Here is an 18289-nt window from a genome sequence, read left to right as displayed (position 1 = left end):
TTTTAAATTACTTCCAATTAAAAACTACTTCTTTTTTAATATCTGGATGTAAACTATGAAAAACTGGGCAAGTCATGGCAGTTTTTTCTAGAATTGTTTTTTCTTTATCAGAAACAGCAATATTCATATTAAAAGTTACGTGGATTTCAGTAATTCTTCGTGGTTCTGTTCCCATAACCTTAGTTACTTCTGCAGTTGAATTTGAAAAATCAACATCTAAATCGCGGGCTTTAATTCCCATTACTGTAAACATACAACTTGCTAATGCGTTGGCAACAGTATCAGTTGGTGAGAACGCTTCTCCTTTTCCATTATTGTCAATTGGAGCATCAGAAATAATTTCTGAACCCGAAGCTAAATGTATTGATGAAGTGCGTAAATCGCCTAAATAAGTTACTTTAGATGTTGCCATTATTGTGCTTGTTTTATAGTTAAATCGGAATTATAATACATCATATAAACTCCCCAATTGTTGTTATTTGCATAGTTAAATTGACTTTCAATTTGCTCTGAAACTTGGCTTTCTGTTGATTTGATAAAACCATCTTCTTGACACATTCTTAAAATCGCATCGAAAGTGACATCAAAACCACGTGTAGCGTATTGATTAGGTTGTATTTTATTGTCTTTTTTGAATGATTTTGCAAAATTCATCGCTTCAATCGACTCGTTTTCACGAATAGCAGAAGGATACAACATTTGTAAAGCCGCTAAGTTTTTAGACGGAATTTCTTCAAAATCCAACGCATCGTTTCTTTCCACAACCACTAATTGAATATCAAATTCTTTTTTCAACTTTATTAAATTATTGACTACTGAAATTACTTGCATAATTTTATCGGAATCTAAAATCACAAAGTTCTTTTTCCCTTTTTGTAAATTGGTTTTGAAAATAGTGTAATCGAAAAGTCCTTTATCATTAAAACTAGATGATTTCACTTCAGGATAATTGGATGCGAAATACGTACTTAAACTTGTTTTTGCACTGGAATGTATGGCAAAAATCGCATCTGATTTCGATTTCAAATACGACATCAACTTTACTTTCTGAATAGTTTCGTTTGGCATCGCATAGAAAACATTACTTCCACCTTTCCCACCATCATTGGTTAATGGCGAAATTATAGCTGTATTTTTATCTAATAATAATCCGGCCGTTTCTACAAATGAATTGGTAAATGGTCCGATAACGACATCTACATTTGAGAAGTTATTGTTCTTGATAATTGTAGCAACGTTTGAAGAATATTTAGAAGTTTCAGCGTCGTAAACCTTAGCATTAATTGGCAAACCTAACACTTTAGCCGAATCAATTGCCTTTAACGCACCAGCATAAAAATCAAGTGTAATATTTAGGAATTTATCAGTTTTTAAATATTCTAGTTTTGTTTTTGATGAATCTTTTTCAATTCTATTAATATTAAAAGGCATCAGTAAAACAAGGTTTCTTTGTTTGGTTTTATTCGCCGTCCCTAATAAGTTCAATTTTTTTTTTAATCCATCAGCGTCTTCACTCTGAATGGTAGAATTAATTTCTTTTTTCTCAGGGAGTATCAGTTCCATACCAACTGTTAAACCAGTTGAAACTGCTGGGTTCTTTTTAGTAATTTCATCTACAGAGATACCAAATTTTCTTGAAATAGAGAATAATGTTTCACCTTGTTGAACAGCATAAAACATTGTTTTTGTAGTAGCTACTGGTTGAAATTCTGTAGCAGCAATTTTTGGCAAAGCTGTATTTTTGTTTAATCGGATTTGCATTCCAATTTCAAAAACATTTTTAATATGAGGATTCAATTCTTCTAATTCAGGAATTGAAATGCCGTATTTTTTTGAAACACTATATTTTGTTTCTTCCGCTTGAATCGTATGAAGATTGGCGATTTCTTTTTTAACAACAACATCATTTTTAACTACTTGTGTCGTGGTAGAAAAATATTTTTTTGAAGCAAAATAAGTTAACGATTGACCTGCAACAACACCTTCTTTTGAAGCTGGGTTGTTTTTAATCATTTCATCAACAGAAACACCTAATTTTTTAGATATAGCATATAAAGTTTCCCCTTGTTGTACTTCGTAATCGTACTTATTTAAAGTAGTTTTAGTCGCAACCGCTTTAACACCATTCGGTAAAGTTAAAACTGTGTTTTCTTTTACTCCATCTTTAGCATCAGGATTCAATTTTATAATATCATCAGTTTTTATATTGTATTTTTTAGAAATACTATATAACGTTTCACCTTTAACAACAGTGTGTTTGCTTTGCGAATAACCTACAAAACCTACAAAAAACAAGATGATATATAAATGTGCCTTTTTCATATAAAAATATTTATTATTTTAAATTGATTTCTCTACAAGAAACAATTTTAATGCCAAGATATACAATTTCATTTTAAAAATCAATGGCAATGACAAAATTAAAACTTAAAATTGACATTGCCATCGCAATTTGATATTGATTTTTAAAATTTTATTCCCATTCAATAGTTGCTGGTGGTTTTGAACTAATATCGTATACAACACGATTTACACCACGAACATTATTGATAATATCATTTGAAATTTTTTGCAAAAACTCATAAGGTAAATGTACCCAATCCGCCGTCATACCATCTGTAGATTCAACAGCTCTCAACGCTACTACTTTTTCGTAAGTACGTTCATCACCCATTACTCCAACACTGTTTACCGGTAATAAAATTGCACCAGCTTGCCAAACTTTATCGTACAAACCGTGTTCTTTTAATCCGTTAATAAATACAGCATCAACTTCTTGTAAAATGGCTACTTTTTCTGGTGTAATATCTCCTAAAATACGAATGGCTAAACCTGGACCAGGGAAAGGATGACGACCTAATAATTCTGAATCGATTCCTAAAGTAGCTCCAACTCTACGTACTTCGTCTTTAAACAACATACGTAAAGGTTCTACAATTTGCAATTTCATGAAATCTGGTAAACCACCCACATTGTGGTGTGATTTTATAGTCGCAGAAGGACCACCTGTTGCAGAAACTGATTCGATTACATCTGGGTAAATTGTTCCTTGACCTAAGAATTTCACGTCAGTTAACAAATGCGCTTCAGCATCGAAAACTTCAATAAAAGCATTTCCTATAGCTTTACGTTTTGCTTCTGGATCATCTAAACCTGCTAATGCATCATAAAATCTTTGTGAGGCATCAACACCTTTTACGTTTAATCCCATTCCTTTGTATTGATCTAATACATTTTGGAATTCGTTTTTACGTAATAATCCATTATTTACGAAAATACAGTATAAATTATCTCCGATAGCTTTATTTAAAATTACTGCAGCCACTGTAGAATCTACACCACCAGATAAACCTAAAACTACTTTATCGTTTCCGATTTTCGCTTTCATATCCGCAATTACTTCTTCTACGAATGCATTTGGAGTAAACGTTTGTTCAACTTTTGCTATTTTAACCAAAAAGTTTTCTAACATTTGTTTTCCATCTGTAGAATGATAAACTTCTGGATGAAATTGAATAGCATATGTTGTTTCACCTTCAATTTTGTAAGCGGCGTTTTCAACGTCTTTCGTACTAGCGATTTTAACTCCGTTAGTTGGTAAGCTTTTTATCGAATCTGAATGTGACATCCAAACTTGACTATTTTCAGAAACACCTTCTAAAAATGTTTCGTTTTCTTTTATGTAAGCAAGATTCGCTCTTCCGTATTCTCTTGTGTTTGAAGCCGCAACTTCTCCACCAGAAAAATGTGCCAAATATTGTGCACCATAACAAACAGCCAATAAAGGTTTTTTTCCTCTAATTTCAGATAAATCTGGATGTAAAACTTCTTCTGAACGAACTGAAGCAGGACTTCCTCCTAAAATTACAGCTTTGTATGAAGATAAATCGGTTGGGATTTTATCGAAAGGAAAAATTTCGCAGAAAATATTTAATTCTCTTACTCTACGGGCAATTAATTGTGTGTATTGCGAACCGAAATCTAAAATTAATACGTTGTTCATTATGTTGATTTGTTGTGTTTTTATTATTTATGACGGAAATTAATATTCGAAAGTTCCGTATTCAGAATTGATCGTTAATTTCGTGTTTTCAGAAGCTTCTACTCGACCAACAATTTGCGCATCGATATTGAATGACTTCGAAATCTCAATGATTTCATTGGCGATTCCAGCAGGAACATAAATTTCCATACGGTGACCACAATTGAAAACCTGATACATTTCTTTCCAATCCGTTTTAGAATTTTCTTGAATCAATTTGAATAATGGCGGCACTGGAAATAAATTGTCTTTAATTACGTGAACATCTTTTACAAAATGCAACACTTTAGTTTGTGCACCACCACTACAATGCACCATTCCGTGAATTTCTTTTGGTGTATATGTATCTAATATTTTTTTTATAACTGGAGCGTAAGTTCTTGTTGGAGAAAGTACTAATTTACCTGCATCAATTGGACTATTTTCAACAGCATCAGTCAATTTCGTTTGTCCAGAATATACTAATTCGTTAGGAACAGCAGCATCAAAACTTTCAGGATATTTAGTTGCTAAATATTTAGCAAAAACATCATGACGAGCAGAAGTTAAACCGTTACTTCCCATTCCACCATTGTATTCTGTTTCGTAAGAAGCTTGTCCGAAAGAAGCTAAACCAACAATAACATCACCAGCTTGAATATTGGCATTATCGATAACTTTATTTCTTTCCATACGAGCTGTTACTGTAGAATCTACAATAATTGTACGAACTAAATCACCTACATCAGCTGTTTCTCCACCAGTTGAATGAATCGTCACACCGTGTTTTTTTAACTCAGCGATTAATTCTTCTGTTCCGTTGATGATTGCTGAAATTACTTCTGCAGGAATTAGGTTTTTATTACGACCAATAGTTGAAGACAATAAAATATTATCGGTTGCACCAACACATAATAAATCGTCAATATTCATAATTAACGCATCTTGAGCGATTCCTTTCCAAACTGAAATATCACCAGTTTCTTTCCAATACATGTAGGCTAAAGCCGATTTTGTACCAGCTCCATCAGCATGCATAATGATGCAATACTTTTCCTCGTTCGTTAAATAATCTGGGATAATTTTGCAAAACGCTTGAGGAAACAATCCTTTATCGATGTTTTTAATAGCATTATGCACGTCTTCTTTAGAAGCAGAAACTCCTCTAAGATTGTAGCGTTGGCTCGTTTCAGAACTCATTTTTATGATGTTGTTTGTTGTGTGCGGCAAAGATATAAATAATTAGGCAATTAGGCAATTCGAAACAAATCAATTTAGAAACAAATGGAATAACAGAAAATTTTACAACCTTTGCAGATAAATTTTAAAATCGAATCAATAAAACAATAATTGGAAAAGTTAGAAAATTCATCTACCAACTGGACAATTTGTGAAAGTTGCAAAGGTCTAGGTAAAAAAAGCCGGAAGCTCAGTAAGAAAGCGCTACTCCGATACCAATTAGCATGCGATGAATTTGAAAAAACAAAAAAAGATGGAATTCCTCCAGTTAAACCTAAACCTCAACAAAATTCTTGCTTAAATTGTTCTGGATCTGGTTTAGTTCTTTCCAATCATCTTCCAAAAACAGACAATGAAAATTATCCACATATTGCTATTATTGGTGCTGGAATTGGCGGAGTAGCATTGGCTGTAGCCTGCTTGCATCGTGGAATTCCGTTTACATTGTATGAACGTGATGATAGTTTTGATGACAGATCTCAAGGTTACGGACTTACCTTACAACAAGCAAGTAAAGCAATTAAAGCATTAGGATTAATTTCTTTAAAAGAAGGCGTAGTTTCTACAAGGCACTTGGTTCATAACACAGATGGAAAAGTGGTTGGTGAATGGGGAATGAGAAAATGGCTACCATCAGAAACCAAAACAACTTCGAAGCAAACTAATATGCATATTTCAAGGCAAGCTTTACGTTTAGCGTTATTAGAACAACTTGGCGGACATAATAAAGTAAAATGGAGTCATCAATTATTAGATTTTAAAGGAAATAAAAATAATAGTATTGATTTGAATTTTCAAGTTAATGGTGAGATTAAGAACGCTAAAGCAGATTTAATAGTCGGAGCCGATGGTATTCGAAGTTCGGTGCGAAGATTACTTATTGGTGAAGATAAAACTCCATTACGTTATCTAGATTGTATTGTAATTTTAGGTATTTGTCCTTTGAGTACTATCGAAAGTAATGATTCTCCTCTACTCGATTCAGCTACAGTATTTCAAACTGCTAATGGAAATGAGCGAATTTATATGATGCCTTATGATTCTAATTCGATAATGTGGCAACTTAGTTTTCCAATGTCTGAAAAAGAAGCTAAAGAATTAAGTGCAAAAGGCCCGAAAGCTCTAAAAGAAGAAGCTTGCAAAAGAACACAATGGCACAACCCTATTCCACAGATATTAGTGGCAACTTTGGAAGCACAAATTTCTGGTTACCCAGTTTATGATAGAGAATTACTCACATCAGAATTATTATCGAAAGGAGAAAATATAACACTAATTGGCGATGCAGCACATCCTATGAGTCCATTTAAAGGTCAAGGTGCGAATCAAGCGTTGTTGGATGCTTTGAAATTGGCTCGAGAAATCACAAAAAAATGCAAACCTTCTTCCAATTGGAGAAAAATTGGAATACGAAAAAGCGTATTAACTGAGTTTGAATCAGAAATGCTTGAAAGAAGTGCAACTAAAGTTAAAGATTCCGCTGATGCTGCAAAATTTTTGCATTCCGAAATGGCACTACATGAAGGTGATGAACCAAGAGGAAGTGTTATCAAGAGAAAAGGATAATTTTCAATGTGTCAATTATTTATAATTTATTCAATCGGCATATTGAAAAATTGTCGAATTAATCTATTTCTCCAAAATCATTATTTCCACTCGTCTATTCGCAGCAGCTTGTTCTTCAGTCGCTTCAGGAATTGGGAATTTTGGCTTAGTAACACCAAAACCTTTCACTTTCACTCGGCGTTCTAAAATGTAATTCGATAGCAATATACGGCGTACTTGTTTCGCACGCTCTAACGATAATTTTCTAACATCGTTATCTACACAACAAATATGACCTTGAATTTCAATATATAATCTTGGGTTTTCTGTCATAATTCGGATTAATTCAAAAACTTCTCTTTGCGAAGACGGCATAATTCCGAATGAGTTTTTATAGAATTGAATTTCTGGCAAAACGATTAATGTTCCTGGTCGAGACAATTCAATTTTATCAGCTAAAGTCGCACCTTCAGGGAAATGCATATCCACTTCTTCAATTGGTGTTAATCCATTTGTTGGAATATCTTTTGGTTCTTCAACCTTAGGCTTAATTAATTCCGCTTCTTTAGCTAAATCTTTTTCTTGTAAAAAAACTATGATTGCTTTTCTGTTTTCGGCTTTCGTTTTCGATTTTGCTCCTGCTTCTCCAAGTGAAATCGATTTAAAATCTTCTCTTATTTTTACAGATGTTTTCACTTTATTAAAAATATAATCAACACGTTTTTGCGATAAAGTATCGTTATAACCTGTTGAACCTACTTCATCCGTAGAACCAGTTATAGAAAGAATTTTTGATGTTTTATTTGCAGCAATCCATATATTTAATTTAACTAATTCTTTTTGATCTAAAGTTGATTTGTTGTTTTCGAAATAAAACGACACACTTTCCTGACCAAAAAAGAAAAAAGGCAAAAAGCAAAAGGCAAAAGCAAATAAGATTTTCATTATTTAAAACATTTAATGATTTGAGATTTACAAATATAGAATTAAAAACTGTGCCAATTATTTATTGACAATTAAAATTTCTACTCTGCGATTGGCTTTTCGTTCTTCTTCATTTTTTTCCGGAATTGAAAAAATAGGCTTTGTTGAGTCATAACTTTTATAACTTAATCTCGTTTTTTCAATTCCGTTGGAAACCAAGTAATTGTATATTGCAATACATCTTTTTAAGGCAATTTCTTCTTTATCAACCTGATGTGAACAACAAATATGGCCTTGAATTTCAATTTTAAGTTTTGGATTATCTTTTAAAGCATGCAATAATTCTTCTCGAATAGGTTTCGATTCTGGATACAACATATCTGTTCTGTCGTAAAAACTCATGTTTTTCAGCACTAATTTATCACCAATTTTTGAAGCGTTTATATTCGTAGTTAGTTCATCTTGTTTTAGCGTTTCCGATGAAGCATTGGACTCAAATTTATATTCGTAAACAATTTCTACTTTTCTATTTTTAGACAGATCTTTATTTTGAGTAAAATTTTCACCTTTGTTAATCAATTTATATCCTGAAGCATTCACTATTTTCTTTAAAAGATTACCCACAAATTTCGCTCTGTTTTCCGCTAAACTATCATTATGATCGTTAGTGGCTCTTGAATCACAAAAACCTGAAACCGACAAAATATCAACATTTTTATTCTTAAATTCTTTATCTAATCTATTTAATTCCGATGAACTCAATTGATGAGAATTGGTATCAAAATAAACTATAAATGTTTTTTGCGCGTAAAAACTTGTCGCAATGAGTGAAAATAGAATACAAAAAATAGATTTCATGGTTTTATAGATTTGAATTTGGTTCGTAATAGATTAATAGATTATTTATCGACAATTAAAATTTCCACTCTGCGATTGGCTTTTCGTTGTTCTTCATTTTTTTCAGGAATTGGGAAAAGTGGCTGAGTGGCATCGAAACTCTTATAACTTAATCTCGATTTCTCAATTCCATTTATGACTAAATATTCAACGGTTCCAATGCAGCGTTTTTTTGCTATTTCTTCTTCATCTTTACCAAGCGTACAACAAATATGACCTTGGATTTCAATTTTTAGTTTTGGGTTATCTTTTAAAACTTGCAACAATTCTTCTCTAATTTTATAAGATTCCGGATACAAAATATCTGTTCTGTCATAAAAACTCAAGTTTTTTAATACTAATTTATCACCAACTTTAGATTTTTTTACAACATCAGCTAATTCGTTATCTTTCGTAATTTTTATAGCTGTTTGTTTTTCAATTTTAAAATGAATTTCCACTTTTCGGTTTAAATCTAAATTTTTCAATTGATTAAAATTTTCTCCTTTAGATTTTACTTCAAAAACAGAATTAAAAGTTGCTAATCGTAGTAAACTTGCAATAAAATTAGCTCTTGCTAAAGCTAAAGAATCGTTATATTGATTAGACGATCTTAAGTCGCAAAATCCAATAACTTTTAAGATTTTTAAATCTTTTGTTTTCACGAAATTATTAAACTTTTCTAATTCTGTTTTGTTTAATTCACTCGAATTGGTTTCAAAAAAAAGGGTGATTTTTTTCTGTGAAAAAGAATTTAAAAAGAAAATAAAAAATAAACTTACTAATACCGATTTCATAAAACAATTGGTTTTTATTATAACTCAAATCAATAGAAATTATTGCACAAAAAAATGTTTGCTAGGAATAACAAACATTTTTTTGTGCTACAGTATTAGTATAGCGTTTCTATATTTTGTAACAAGTTATTTTTCTAAAATCATAATTTCTACTCTACGATTGGCTTTTCGTTCTTCTTCATTTTTTTCTGGGATTGGAAAAAGTGGTTGAGTCGCATCAAAACCAACATAAGTCATTCTGTCTGGAGAAATTCCGTAATCTACTAAAAAGTCATACACCGCAATACATCTTCTCAACGAAAACTCTTCTTCATCTCTTCCTGGTGTGCAGCAAATATGTCCTTGAATTTCAATTTTAATATTCGGGTTTTTCTCTAAAACTTCATATAAATCTTCCAAGAAAGGAATAGATTCAGGATAAAATTCTGCAGTTCTAACATAGAAATTTAGGTTGTTCAGTAAAATTTTATCTCCAACTTTACTGCTAATAATTTTCTTTTGTAGTGGTGTTGGATATTTATCAATTACCTGAACATTAGAAACTGGTTCTGGTAGTATTTCAATTTTTTTAGTTGGAATAGTTTCAACAATTGGTAGGTTTAATTCGTACTCAATTTCCACTTTTCTATTTAAAGATAAATCTGCTTTTTGTTTGAATTCTTCACCTTTAGAAACTACAGTGATTGAAGATTTATCTGCAATTGGAAGCAAATTTAAAATATGATTCGCACGATTTAATCCTAATTGATAATTGTAAGCATTACTTGCTCTAAAATCACAAAATCCAGAAACTTTATTTACTTTAATATCCTTCTTTTTTAGGAAATTATTAAAAATTTCATTTTGATTTTCATTTAAAACATATTTATCTGTATCGAAATACAAAGTAAAGTTTTCCTGCGAATATGCAGATAATGAGAAAGTTAGCATTAATACGAAATAACGCATAGGTTAATTAATTTAGAACAGCTGAAAAGTATGGTTTTTTATTTTATTAACCAAAAAAAAGCTTACCATTTCTGATAAGCTTTTAACATATTTATAAACAAATGTTATTTAATAAAAAACAATTCTCTGTATTTTGTTAACGTCCACATTTCGTCATCTACTAACAATTCTAATTTATCAGAATGTTCTCTAATGATTTCAAAATACGGTTTTACTTTATTACAGTAAGCCGCAGCCATTTTTTCTGTATCAGTAAGGTTGTTTGCTTTTTTACGTTCTGAAATCATTTCATCAATATTGTGGTGAATTTTTTCAATATGCTCTGAAATTTCTTTGATTAACGCAATTTGTTCTTTTGCAATTTTCTCAAAATCTTTTCCGAAAATTTCTTTTAAACCTCTAACGTTTTCAATTAACGTATTTTGATATTTAATAGATGTTGGAATTACGTGATTACGAGCGATATCTCCTAAAACTCTTCCTTCAATTTGAATTTTCTTAGTGTATTCTTCTAATTCAATTTCGTAACGAGATTCTACTTCAACATGGTTCATTACTCCTAATTCACCAAATAAATCGAATGCTTTTTTAGAAACTTTAGCTTTTAAGGCTTCTGGAGTTGTTTTATGATTGCTTAATCCACGTTTTTTCGCTTCTTTTTCCCAAGCATCGCTATAACCGTCACCTTCAAATAAAATCGCTTTTGTTCCTTTGATGTATTCTCTTAATGTATTGAAAATCGCTTCGTCTTTCTTTAAATCTTTTGTTTCAATTAAATGATCTACTTCTTTTTTGAATTCGATTAATTGTTTTGCAACGATTGAATTTAAAGTTGTCATTGAAACCGCACAATTTGCTGTAGAACCCACTGCTCTGAATTCGAATTTATTTCCTGTAAAGGCAAATGGCGAAGTTCTGTTTCTATCTGTATTATCTAATAAAACGTCTGGCAATTTACCTACTACGTTTAATTTTAAATCTGTTTTTTCTTCTGGAGATAATTTACCTTGAGTAACACCTTCTAATTCCGCTAAAACTTTCGTTAATTGTTGTCCAATAAATACCGAAATAATTGCAGGTGGCGCTTCGTTAGCTCCTAAACGGTGATCGTTACTTGCTGAAGCAATTGATGCTCTTAATAATTCTTCGTAATCATGAACTGCTTTAATCGTATTGATGAAGAAAGTTAAAAACATTAAGTTACTCATTGGCGTTTTCCCTGGAGATAATAAGTTAATTCCAGTATCAGTTGCTAATGACCAGTTGTTGTGTTTACCCGAACCATTTACTCCTTTGAAAGGCTTTTCGTGGAATAACACTTTGAAATCATGTCTTTCCGCTACTTTTTCCATCACATCCATTAATAAAGAGTTGTGGTCAACCGCTAAATTAGTCTCTTCAAAAATTGGAGCTAATTCAAATTGTCCTGGTGCTACTTCATTATGACGTGTTTTTACCGGAATACCTAACAACATACATTCGTATTCTAATTCTCTCATGTATTGTAATACACGAGTTGGAATTGAACCAAAATAATGGTCATCTAATTGTTGCCCTTTAGAAGAAGTATGTCCTAATAATGTTCTTCCTGTTGCTAAAATATCTGGTCTTGAAGCAGCTAATGCGGCGTCAATTAAGAAATATTCTTGTTCCCAACCTAAAGTTGGCGTAATTTTTTTAACGTTTTTATCGAAATATTTTGCTACTTCAGTTGCAGCCGTATCAATAGCACTTAATGCTCTTAATAAAGGTGTTTTATTATCTAAAGCCTCACCAGTATACGATACGAAAACAGTTGGAATACATAAAGTACTCCCAAAAATAAATGCTGGAGATGTAGGATCCCAAGCCGTATAACCACGAGCTTCGAATGTATTTCTAATTCCTCCATTTGGAAAAGAAGAAGCATCTGGTTCTTGTTGTACTAATTGTGTTCCTCCAAATTTTTCAACTGGATCTGAACCATCCATAGATGTTTCAAAGAAAGCATCATGCTTTTCAGCTGTTGTTCCTGTCAAAGGTTGAAACCAGTGTGTATAATGAGTAACGTTTTTAGATAACGCCCATTCTTTCATTCCCATTGCTACATAATCAGCAATTTTACGATCGATTTTAGTTCCTAATTCAATAGCATTTTTAACCGCTTTATAAGCATCTGGAGTTAAAAACTGTCGCATTGCTTTGTCACCAAAGACATTTGAACCAAAAATTTCTGATTTTCTTGCCGTTTCTTCAAAAGAAACTGGTTTTCTACTAGTAGCTTTGTCTAAAGCTTGGAAACGAAGTATAGCCATAAAGTTGTGTTTTAAAAATTATATCCTTAATTTTAAGGTACAAAAATACAAATAAAACACAAATAAAAAAATTTACCCCTAAATTTTTAGGGGTAAATTAAAAACAAATTACTTTTTATTAATTTTTGGTTAACAATTACAGGGTGCGATAGTAAAAAACAAACAAAAAGAACATTAACTTCTTTTTGTTTGAACTTTAACTTTACCCAAGCTTCTAAATTCTGAATTTTAATTTATATTTGCTAAAAAATCAATTATTATGACCGTTTGGATTATTTTTCTAGTCGCTATTTCAATTTTCTTAGCCTTAGATTTAGGTGTTTTTAACAAAAACCCACATATTATTAGTAGTAAAGAAGCCTCAAAATGGACTATTTTATGGGTAACTCTTTCTTTTATTTTTTCTGGAGTAGTATACTTATTATATAGTGGCGGACATATTGCCAATCCAACCAACTTAAAACCAGTTGAAGCTTCTATAAAATACATTACTGGTTATTTAATTGAACTTTCATTAAGTGCCGACAATATATTTGTAATCGCCATTATTTTTGCTTCATTCAAAATTCCACAAAAATTTCAACATAGAGTTTTGTTTTGGGGAATTATCGGAGCAATCGTATTTAGAGGTTTAATGATATTCTTAGGCGTAGCACTTATTAATAGATTTGAATGGATCATATATGTATTTGGAGCATTCTTGATTTTTACAGCAATGAAAATGCTTTTCACTAAGGAAGAAGAAGAATTTGACCCTAAAGATTCTAAAATATACAAACTTATTGGCAAAATATTTCCAGTTCATCATGAAATTGAAGGTCAGAATTTTTTCCTAAAGAAAAATGGAACCAGATATGTTACTCCTTTATTTATTGCATTAATCGTAATTGAAGTAATGGATGTAATTTTTGCATTAGATAGTGTCCCTGCTATTTTAGCCATTACATCAGATCCGTTTTTAGTATTCAGTTCTAATATTTTTGCGATTTTAGGATTACGATCTATGTATTTCTTTTTAGCAAATATGATTGAGAAATTTAGCTATATCGAATACAGTTTAATTGCTATTTTAACTTTCGTAGGTATAAAAATGTTATTGGTTCACCATTTTCCAGAGTTTTTCCCTGAATGGTTATCGTTAGCATTTATTGCTTTATCTATTACACTTGGTGTTGTGGTTTCACTTCATAAAAACAAAGGTAAATAATGAAAGTATATACTAAAACTGGAGATAAAGGTACTACTGCCCTATTTGGAGGAACTCGTGTACCAAAAGATCATATCAGAATCGAAAGTTACGGAACGGTTGACGAATTAAATTCATATATCGGATTAATTCGTGATCAAGATTTTAACCAGCATTATAAAGATGTTTTAATCGAAATTCAAGACAGATTATTTACAGTTGGAGCCATTTTAGCTACACCACCTGAAAAAGAAGTCATGAAGAATGGTGAGAAACGTCTTCAAAACCTTGGAATACTTGAAAGTGATATCGAATTTCTTGAAAAAGAAATCGACACTATGGAAGAAGCTTTACCTCAAATGACGCATTTTGTTTTACCAGGCGGACACACAACTGTGTCATATTGTCATGTTGCGCGATGTGTTTGCAGAAGAGCAGAGCGTTTAGCTGTGCATTTAAGTCATAATGAACCTGTAGCTGACATAGCAATTAAGTATTTAAACCGACTTTCTGACTATTTATTTGTATTGGCACGAAAGTTGTCTCATGATTTGAACGCTGATGAAGTGAAATGGATACCTAGAAAATAGTATTCCGTTTACAGCAAGTAGTGTTCAGTTCCATATTAAACTGAATATTAGCTACTGAAATTAAGTTCTTAAAATTTATTAAAAAATAATTCAAAAAAAACTTGTCTTTTTAAGTAATAAATTTATTTTTGCATTAAACTAAAAATCTAAATAAGATGTATTGGACGTTAGAATTAGCATCATATTTAAGTGATGCACCTTGGCCTGCTACAAAAGACGAATTAATTGACTACGCGATTAGAGCTGGAGCACCATTAGAAGTGGTAGAGAACTTACAGTCTATTGAGGATGAAGGTGAAATTTATGAGTCAATGGAAGAAATTTGGCCTGATTATCCAACAGACGAAGATTATCTTTGGAACGAGGATGAATATTAAAAAATAAATAACCCAATAAAAAGTCTCTTCGGTGAGGCTTTTTTTTTGGTTATCTTTGCATACGAAAAACAAAACCGCAAGGTTTACAACATATATTAAAAAACATATTATGAGTATTATAAATTCGATATTAAAAGTATTTGTAGGTGATAAATCTGCCAATGACATCAAAGCCATTCAGCCTATTGTTAATAAAATCAATTCTTATCAAGAAGCTTTAAAATCAATTTCACACGACGAATTGAGAGCAAAAACAGCTTTCTTTAAAGATAAAATCAATCAAGCTCGTGCTGAAAAAGACAACAAAATTGAAGCCTTAAAAACTGAAGCAGAAAACACTGTTGATGTTGATGCAAGAGAAAATATCTACTCAGAAATTGACAAATTAGAAAAAGAAGCTTACGAAATTTCTGAAAAAACATTAAACGAAATTTTACCTGAAGCTTTTGCTGTATTAAGAGAAACCGCTCGTCGTTTTAAAGAAAATACTTCTATTACAGTTACTGCAACTGCAAAAGACAGAGAACTTTCTGCAGACAGACCTTATATAACACTTGTTGGTGATGAAGTAAACTGGGCAAATTCTTGGGATGCTGCTGGTAAACCAATTACATGGGACATGATTCACTACGATGTTCAGTTAATGGGTGGAATCGTTTTACATCAAGGTAAAATTGCCGAAATGCAAACGGGAGAAGGAAAAACATTAGTAGCAACTTTAGCACTTTACTTAAACGCACTAACAGGAAACGGAGTACACTTAGTAACCGTGAATGACTACTTAGCAAAGCGTGATAGTACTTGGAAAGCTCCTTTATTTGAATTTCATGGTTTAACTGTTGATTGTATTGACAACCACCAACCTAACACAGAAGCAAGAAGAAAAGCATATAACGCTGATATTACTTACGGTACAAATAACGAATTTGGTTTCGATTATTTACGTGATAATATGGCGAATTCTCCAGAAGATTTAGTCCAAAGAAAACATAACTTCGCAATTGTCGATGAGGTCGATTCAGTATTAGTTGATGATGCCAGAACACCATTAATTATTTCTGGACCAGTTGAAGATGGTGACAGACATGAATTTTTAGAATTAAAACCAAAAGTTGAAAACTTATTCAACTTACAAAAAAGAATTGCAACAGATTGTTTAACGGAAGCAAAACGTTTATTAAAAGAAGGAAATACTAAAGATGGTGGTTTCCAATTATTAAGAACTTACCGTGCTTATCCAAAAAACAAAGCATTAATTAAGTTTTTATCTGAAGAAGGTGTAAAACAAATTCTTCAAAAAACGGAAAACGCACACATGCAAGACAATAATAGAGAAATGCCAAAAGTTGATGAGGCGTTATACTTTGTTATCGAAGAAAAAAACAACCAAGTAGAATTAACTGATAACGGAATTAAATACTTATCGCAAGATACAGATGAAACATTCTTCGTTTTACCAGATATTTCTACTGGAATTTCAGCCATTGAAAAACAAAATTTAGATAAAGATGCGGAAGCAGAATTAAAAGAAGATTTATACAGAGAATTCTCTGTGAAATCAGAAAGAATTCACACGCTTACGCAATTATTAAAAGCATATGCCGTATTTGAAAAAGATACAGAATATGTAATCATGGACAACAAAGTAATGATTGTTGATGAGTCAACAGGTCGTATTATGGATGGCCGTCGTTATTCTGACGGGTTACACCAAGCGATTGAGGCAAAAGAAAATGTAAAAATTGAAGCAGCTACTCAAACATTTGCGACAGTTACTTTACAAAACTATTTCCGTATGTACAGCAAATTAGCTGGTATGACGGGAACAGCAATTACAGAAGAAGGAGAATTCAATGAAATCTATAAATTAGACGTTGTTGAAATCCCAACAAATAAAGCCATGTCTCGTATTGACAAAGAAGATTTAATTTACCGTTCGGTACGTGAAAAATTCAATGCAGTAATTGAAGATGTTGTAGAACTTTCAAATGCAGGAAGACCAGTATTAATTGGTACAACTTCTGTAGAAATTTCAGAACTATTAAGTAGAATGCTTAAAATGCGTGGTATCAATCATAATGTATTGAATGCTAAAATGCATAAAAGCGAAGCTGAAATTGTTGCCGAAGCTGGTAAACCAGGTGTCGTAACAATTGCAACGAATATGGCTGGTCGTGGAACGGATATTAAATTATCTCCAGAAGTAAAAGCGGCTGGTGGATTAGCAATCATCGGTACAGAACGTCACGATTCTCGTCGTGTTGACCGTCAGTTACGTGGTCGTGCTGGTCGTCAAGGAGATGTTGGTAGCTCACAATTCTATGTTTCATTGGAAGATAACTTAATGCGTTTATTTGGTTCAGAAAGAGTCGCAAAAGTTATGGACAGAATGGGATTAAAAGAAGGTGAAGTGATTCAGCATTCTATGATGACAAAATCTATCGAACGTGCTCAGAAAAAAGTAGAAGAAAACAACTTTGGAACTCGTAAACGTTTATTAGAATATGATGATGTAATGAATTCACAACGTGAAGTCGTTTACAAACGTCGTCGTCACGCTTTACAAGGTGAAAGATTGAAAGTAGATATCGTAAACATGATTTATGATACTTGCGAAGTAATTGTAGAAAACAACAAAATTGTAAACGATTTCAAAAACTTCGAATTCCAATTAATTAGAACTTTTTCAATTAGTTCTCCTGTTACGGAAGCAGAATTCGCGAAATTAAATCAACAACAAATTGTTGCTCAAGTTTACAAAGCGGCTTACGCCTATTACGAAGAAAAAGTAATTCGTGACGCCAAAGAAGCGTATCCAATTATTAAAGATGTTTACGAAAATAACAACGGTCAATTTGAAAGAATTGTAGTGCCTTTTTCAGACGGAATTAAAACATTAAACGTAGTTACTAATTTAACTAAAGCTTACGAAACAGAAGGAAAAGCGTTAATTACTGACTTCGAAAAAAATATCACTTTAGCCATTGTAGATGAATCTTGGAAGAAACATTTACGTAAAATGGATGAAATGAAACAATCAGTTCAATTAGCTGTTCACGAACAAAAAGATCCTTTATTAATTTACAAGTTCGAAGCGTTTAAATTATTTAAAGCAATGATTGAACAAGTGAATAAAGATGTTATTTCATTCTTATTTAAAGGTGAATTACCAAGACAAAACGCAAACGATATTCATGAAGCGCGTGAAGAAGCTAAAAAAACAAATTATACAGAATCTAAAGACGATGTATTAAATTCTGATGAATTAGCTGAAACAAACAGAGAAGCTGGTAATAATGCTCAACAACGACCTGCTGTAACTGAAACAATTACTCGCGACCAACCAAAAATTAATAGAAACGATAACGTGACTATTAAAAACGTAATGAATGGAAAAAGCGAAACGATGAAATACAAAAAAGCAGAAGCTTTATTAGCATCTGGTGAATTTGTAATCGTAAATGAATAAAACTTCATACTAATCAAAGTTGA

The 18289-nt window shown here is 31.9% G+C and carries 14 protein-coding genes; 5 read left to right on the top strand and 9 right to left on the bottom strand.

What is annotated here, in order from left to right; all coding sequences use genetic code 11:
• Window positions 1-7: 7 nt before the first annotated feature.
• From BMX42_RS08510 to BMX42_RS08495, 4 genes are all read right to left on the bottom strand, one after another.
• Window positions 8-412 carry an OsmC family protein gene (locus BMX42_RS08510; RefSeq protein WP_091312286.1) on the bottom strand — a complete coding sequence of 135 codons (405 nt, stop codon included), beginning with the start codon at window positions 410-412 and terminating at the stop codon, window positions 8-10.
• Complete coding sequence (locus BMX42_RS08505; protein ID WP_091312283.1) at window positions 412-2322, bottom strand: LysM peptidoglycan-binding domain-containing protein; 1911 nt, start codon at window positions 2320-2322, stop codon at window positions 412-414. The genes BMX42_RS08510 and BMX42_RS08505 overlap by 1 nt, the downstream gene beginning before the upstream one ends.
• Before the next feature lie 151 nt (window positions 2323-2473).
• The gene (gene guaA / locus BMX42_RS08500) at window positions 2474-4006 is read right to left on the bottom strand and encodes a glutamine-hydrolyzing GMP synthase (RefSeq protein ID WP_091312280.1); all 1533 of its coding nucleotides are present in this window, start codon (window positions 4004-4006) and stop codon (window positions 2474-2476) included.
• A gap of 36 nt (window positions 4007-4042) precedes the next feature.
• On the bottom strand, window positions 4043-5221 hold the full coding sequence (locus BMX42_RS08495) for an AIR synthase related protein (RefSeq protein ID WP_091312277.1): 1179 nt from the start codon (window positions 5219-5221) through the stop codon (window positions 4043-4045).
• 150 nt (window positions 5222-5371) lie between these two features.
• On the opposite strand from BMX42_RS08495, the gene BMX42_RS08490 reads away from it, so the two are divergent.
• Window positions 5372-6826, top strand: coding sequence for an FAD-dependent oxidoreductase (locus BMX42_RS08490; protein ID WP_091312274.1), 1455 nt, complete (start codon window positions 5372-5374; stop codon window positions 6824-6826).
• A gap of 63 nt (window positions 6827-6889) precedes the next feature.
• On the opposite strand, the gene BMX42_RS08485 is transcribed toward BMX42_RS08490, so the two are convergent.
• The 5 genes from BMX42_RS08485 to BMX42_RS08465 all read right to left on the bottom strand — a co-directional run bounded on the left by BMX42_RS08485 (window position 6890) and on the right by BMX42_RS08465 (window position 12644).
• The gene (locus tag BMX42_RS08485) at window positions 6890-7750 is read right to left on the bottom strand and encodes an OmpA family protein (protein ID WP_091312271.1); all 861 of its coding nucleotides are present in this window, start codon (window positions 7748-7750) and stop codon (window positions 6890-6892) included.
• Window positions 7751-7807: 57 nt separating this feature from the next.
• Complete coding sequence (locus tag BMX42_RS08480; RefSeq protein ID WP_091312268.1) at window positions 7808-8587, bottom strand: OmpA family protein; 780 nt, start codon at window positions 8585-8587, stop codon at window positions 7808-7810.
• Window positions 8588-8628: 41 nt separating this feature from the next.
• Window positions 8629-9402: an OmpA family protein gene (locus BMX42_RS08475; protein WP_091312266.1), complete on the bottom strand. Its 774-nt coding sequence runs from the start codon at window positions 9400-9402 to the stop codon at window positions 8629-8631.
• Between the two features lie 126 nt (window positions 9403-9528).
• Window positions 9529-10350 carry an OmpA family protein gene (locus BMX42_RS08470; protein WP_091312262.1) on the bottom strand — a complete coding sequence of 274 codons (822 nt, stop codon included), beginning with the start codon at window positions 10348-10350 and terminating at the stop codon, window positions 9529-9531.
• Between the two features lie 104 nt (window positions 10351-10454).
• Window positions 10455-12644: a glutamine synthetase III family protein gene (locus BMX42_RS08465; protein WP_091312258.1), complete on the bottom strand. Its 2190-nt coding sequence runs from the start codon at window positions 12642-12644 to the stop codon at window positions 10455-10457.
• 259 nt (window positions 12645-12903) lie between these two features.
• On the opposite strand from BMX42_RS08465, the gene BMX42_RS08460 reads away from it, so the two are divergent.
• The 4 genes from BMX42_RS08460 (at window position 12904) to secA (ending at window position 18266) form a co-directional block, all read left to right on the top strand.
• The gene (locus BMX42_RS08460; RefSeq protein WP_091312255.1) at window positions 12904-13851 is read left to right on the top strand and encodes a TerC family protein; all 948 of its coding nucleotides are present in this window, start codon (window positions 12904-12906) and stop codon (window positions 13849-13851) included.
• Window positions 13851-14420 carry a cob(I)yrinic acid a,c-diamide adenosyltransferase gene (locus BMX42_RS08455; protein ID WP_091312251.1) on the top strand — a complete coding sequence of 190 codons (570 nt, stop codon included), beginning with the start codon at window positions 13851-13853 and terminating at the stop codon, window positions 14418-14420. Before BMX42_RS08460 ends, BMX42_RS08455 begins: the two co-directional genes overlap by 1 nt.
• Before the next feature lie 155 nt (window positions 14421-14575).
• Window positions 14576-14797 carry a DUF2795 domain-containing protein gene (locus tag BMX42_RS08450; protein ID WP_022828503.1) on the top strand — a complete coding sequence of 74 codons (222 nt, stop codon included), beginning with the start codon at window positions 14576-14578 and terminating at the stop codon, window positions 14795-14797.
• A 109-nt stretch (window positions 14798-14906) separates the two neighbouring features.
• On the top strand, window positions 14907-18266 hold the full coding sequence (gene secA / locus BMX42_RS08445) for a preprotein translocase subunit SecA (RefSeq protein WP_091312247.1): 3360 nt from the start codon (window positions 14907-14909) through the stop codon (window positions 18264-18266).
• The last annotated feature ends 23 nt before the right edge of the window (window positions 18267-18289 follow it).

Origin of the sequence: Flavobacterium terrigena, from assembly GCF_900108955.1 — a bacterium.
Classification (GTDB): Bacteria; Bacteroidota; Bacteroidia; order Flavobacteriales; family Flavobacteriaceae; genus Flavobacterium; species Flavobacterium terrigena.
This window is presented reverse-complemented; position numbering and strand designations above follow the sequence as displayed.

Bases quoted from the DNA above. Each gene is read 5' to 3' on its own strand.
- BMX42_RS08510 (WP_091312286.1), bottom strand. From the start codon at position 412: ATGGCAACATCTAAAGTAACTTATTTAGGCGATTTACGCACTTCATCA.
- BMX42_RS08505 (WP_091312283.1), bottom strand. From the start codon at position 2,322: ATGAAAAAGGCACATTTATATATCATCTTGTTTTTTGTAGGTTTTGTA.
- BMX42_RS08495 (WP_091312277.1), bottom strand. From the start codon at position 5,221: ATGAGTTCTGAAACGAGCCAACGCTACAATCTTAGAGGAGTTTCTGCT.
- BMX42_RS08485 (WP_091312271.1), bottom strand. From the start codon at position 7,750: ATGAAAATCTTATTTGCTTTTGCCTTTTGCTTTTTGCCTTTTTTCTTT.
- BMX42_RS08480 (WP_091312268.1), bottom strand. From the start codon at position 8,587: ATGAAATCTATTTTTTGTATTCTATTTTCACTCATTGCGACAAGTTTT.
- BMX42_RS08475 (WP_091312266.1), bottom strand. From the start codon at position 9,402: ATGAAATCGGTATTAGTAAGTTTATTTTTTATTTTCTTTTTAAATTCT.
- BMX42_RS08470 (WP_091312262.1), bottom strand. From the start codon at position 10,350: ATGCGTTATTTCGTATTAATGCTAACTTTCTCATTATCTGCATATTCG.
- BMX42_RS08465 (WP_091312258.1), bottom strand. From the start codon at position 12,644: ATGGCTATACTTCGTTTCCAAGCTTTAGACAAAGCTACTAGTAGAAAA.
- BMX42_RS08460 (WP_091312255.1), top strand. From the start codon at position 12,904: ATGACCGTTTGGATTATTTTTCTAGTCGCTATTTCAATTTTCTTAGCC.
- BMX42_RS08455 (WP_091312251.1), top strand. From the start codon at position 13,851: ATGAAAGTATATACTAAAACTGGAGATAAAGGTACTACTGCCCTATTT.
- BMX42_RS08450 (WP_022828503.1), top strand. From the start codon at position 14,576: ATGTATTGGACGTTAGAATTAGCATCATATTTAAGTGATGCACCTTGG.
- secA (WP_091312247.1), top strand. From the start codon at position 14,907: ATGAGTATTATAAATTCGATATTAAAAGTATTTGTAGGTGATAAATCT.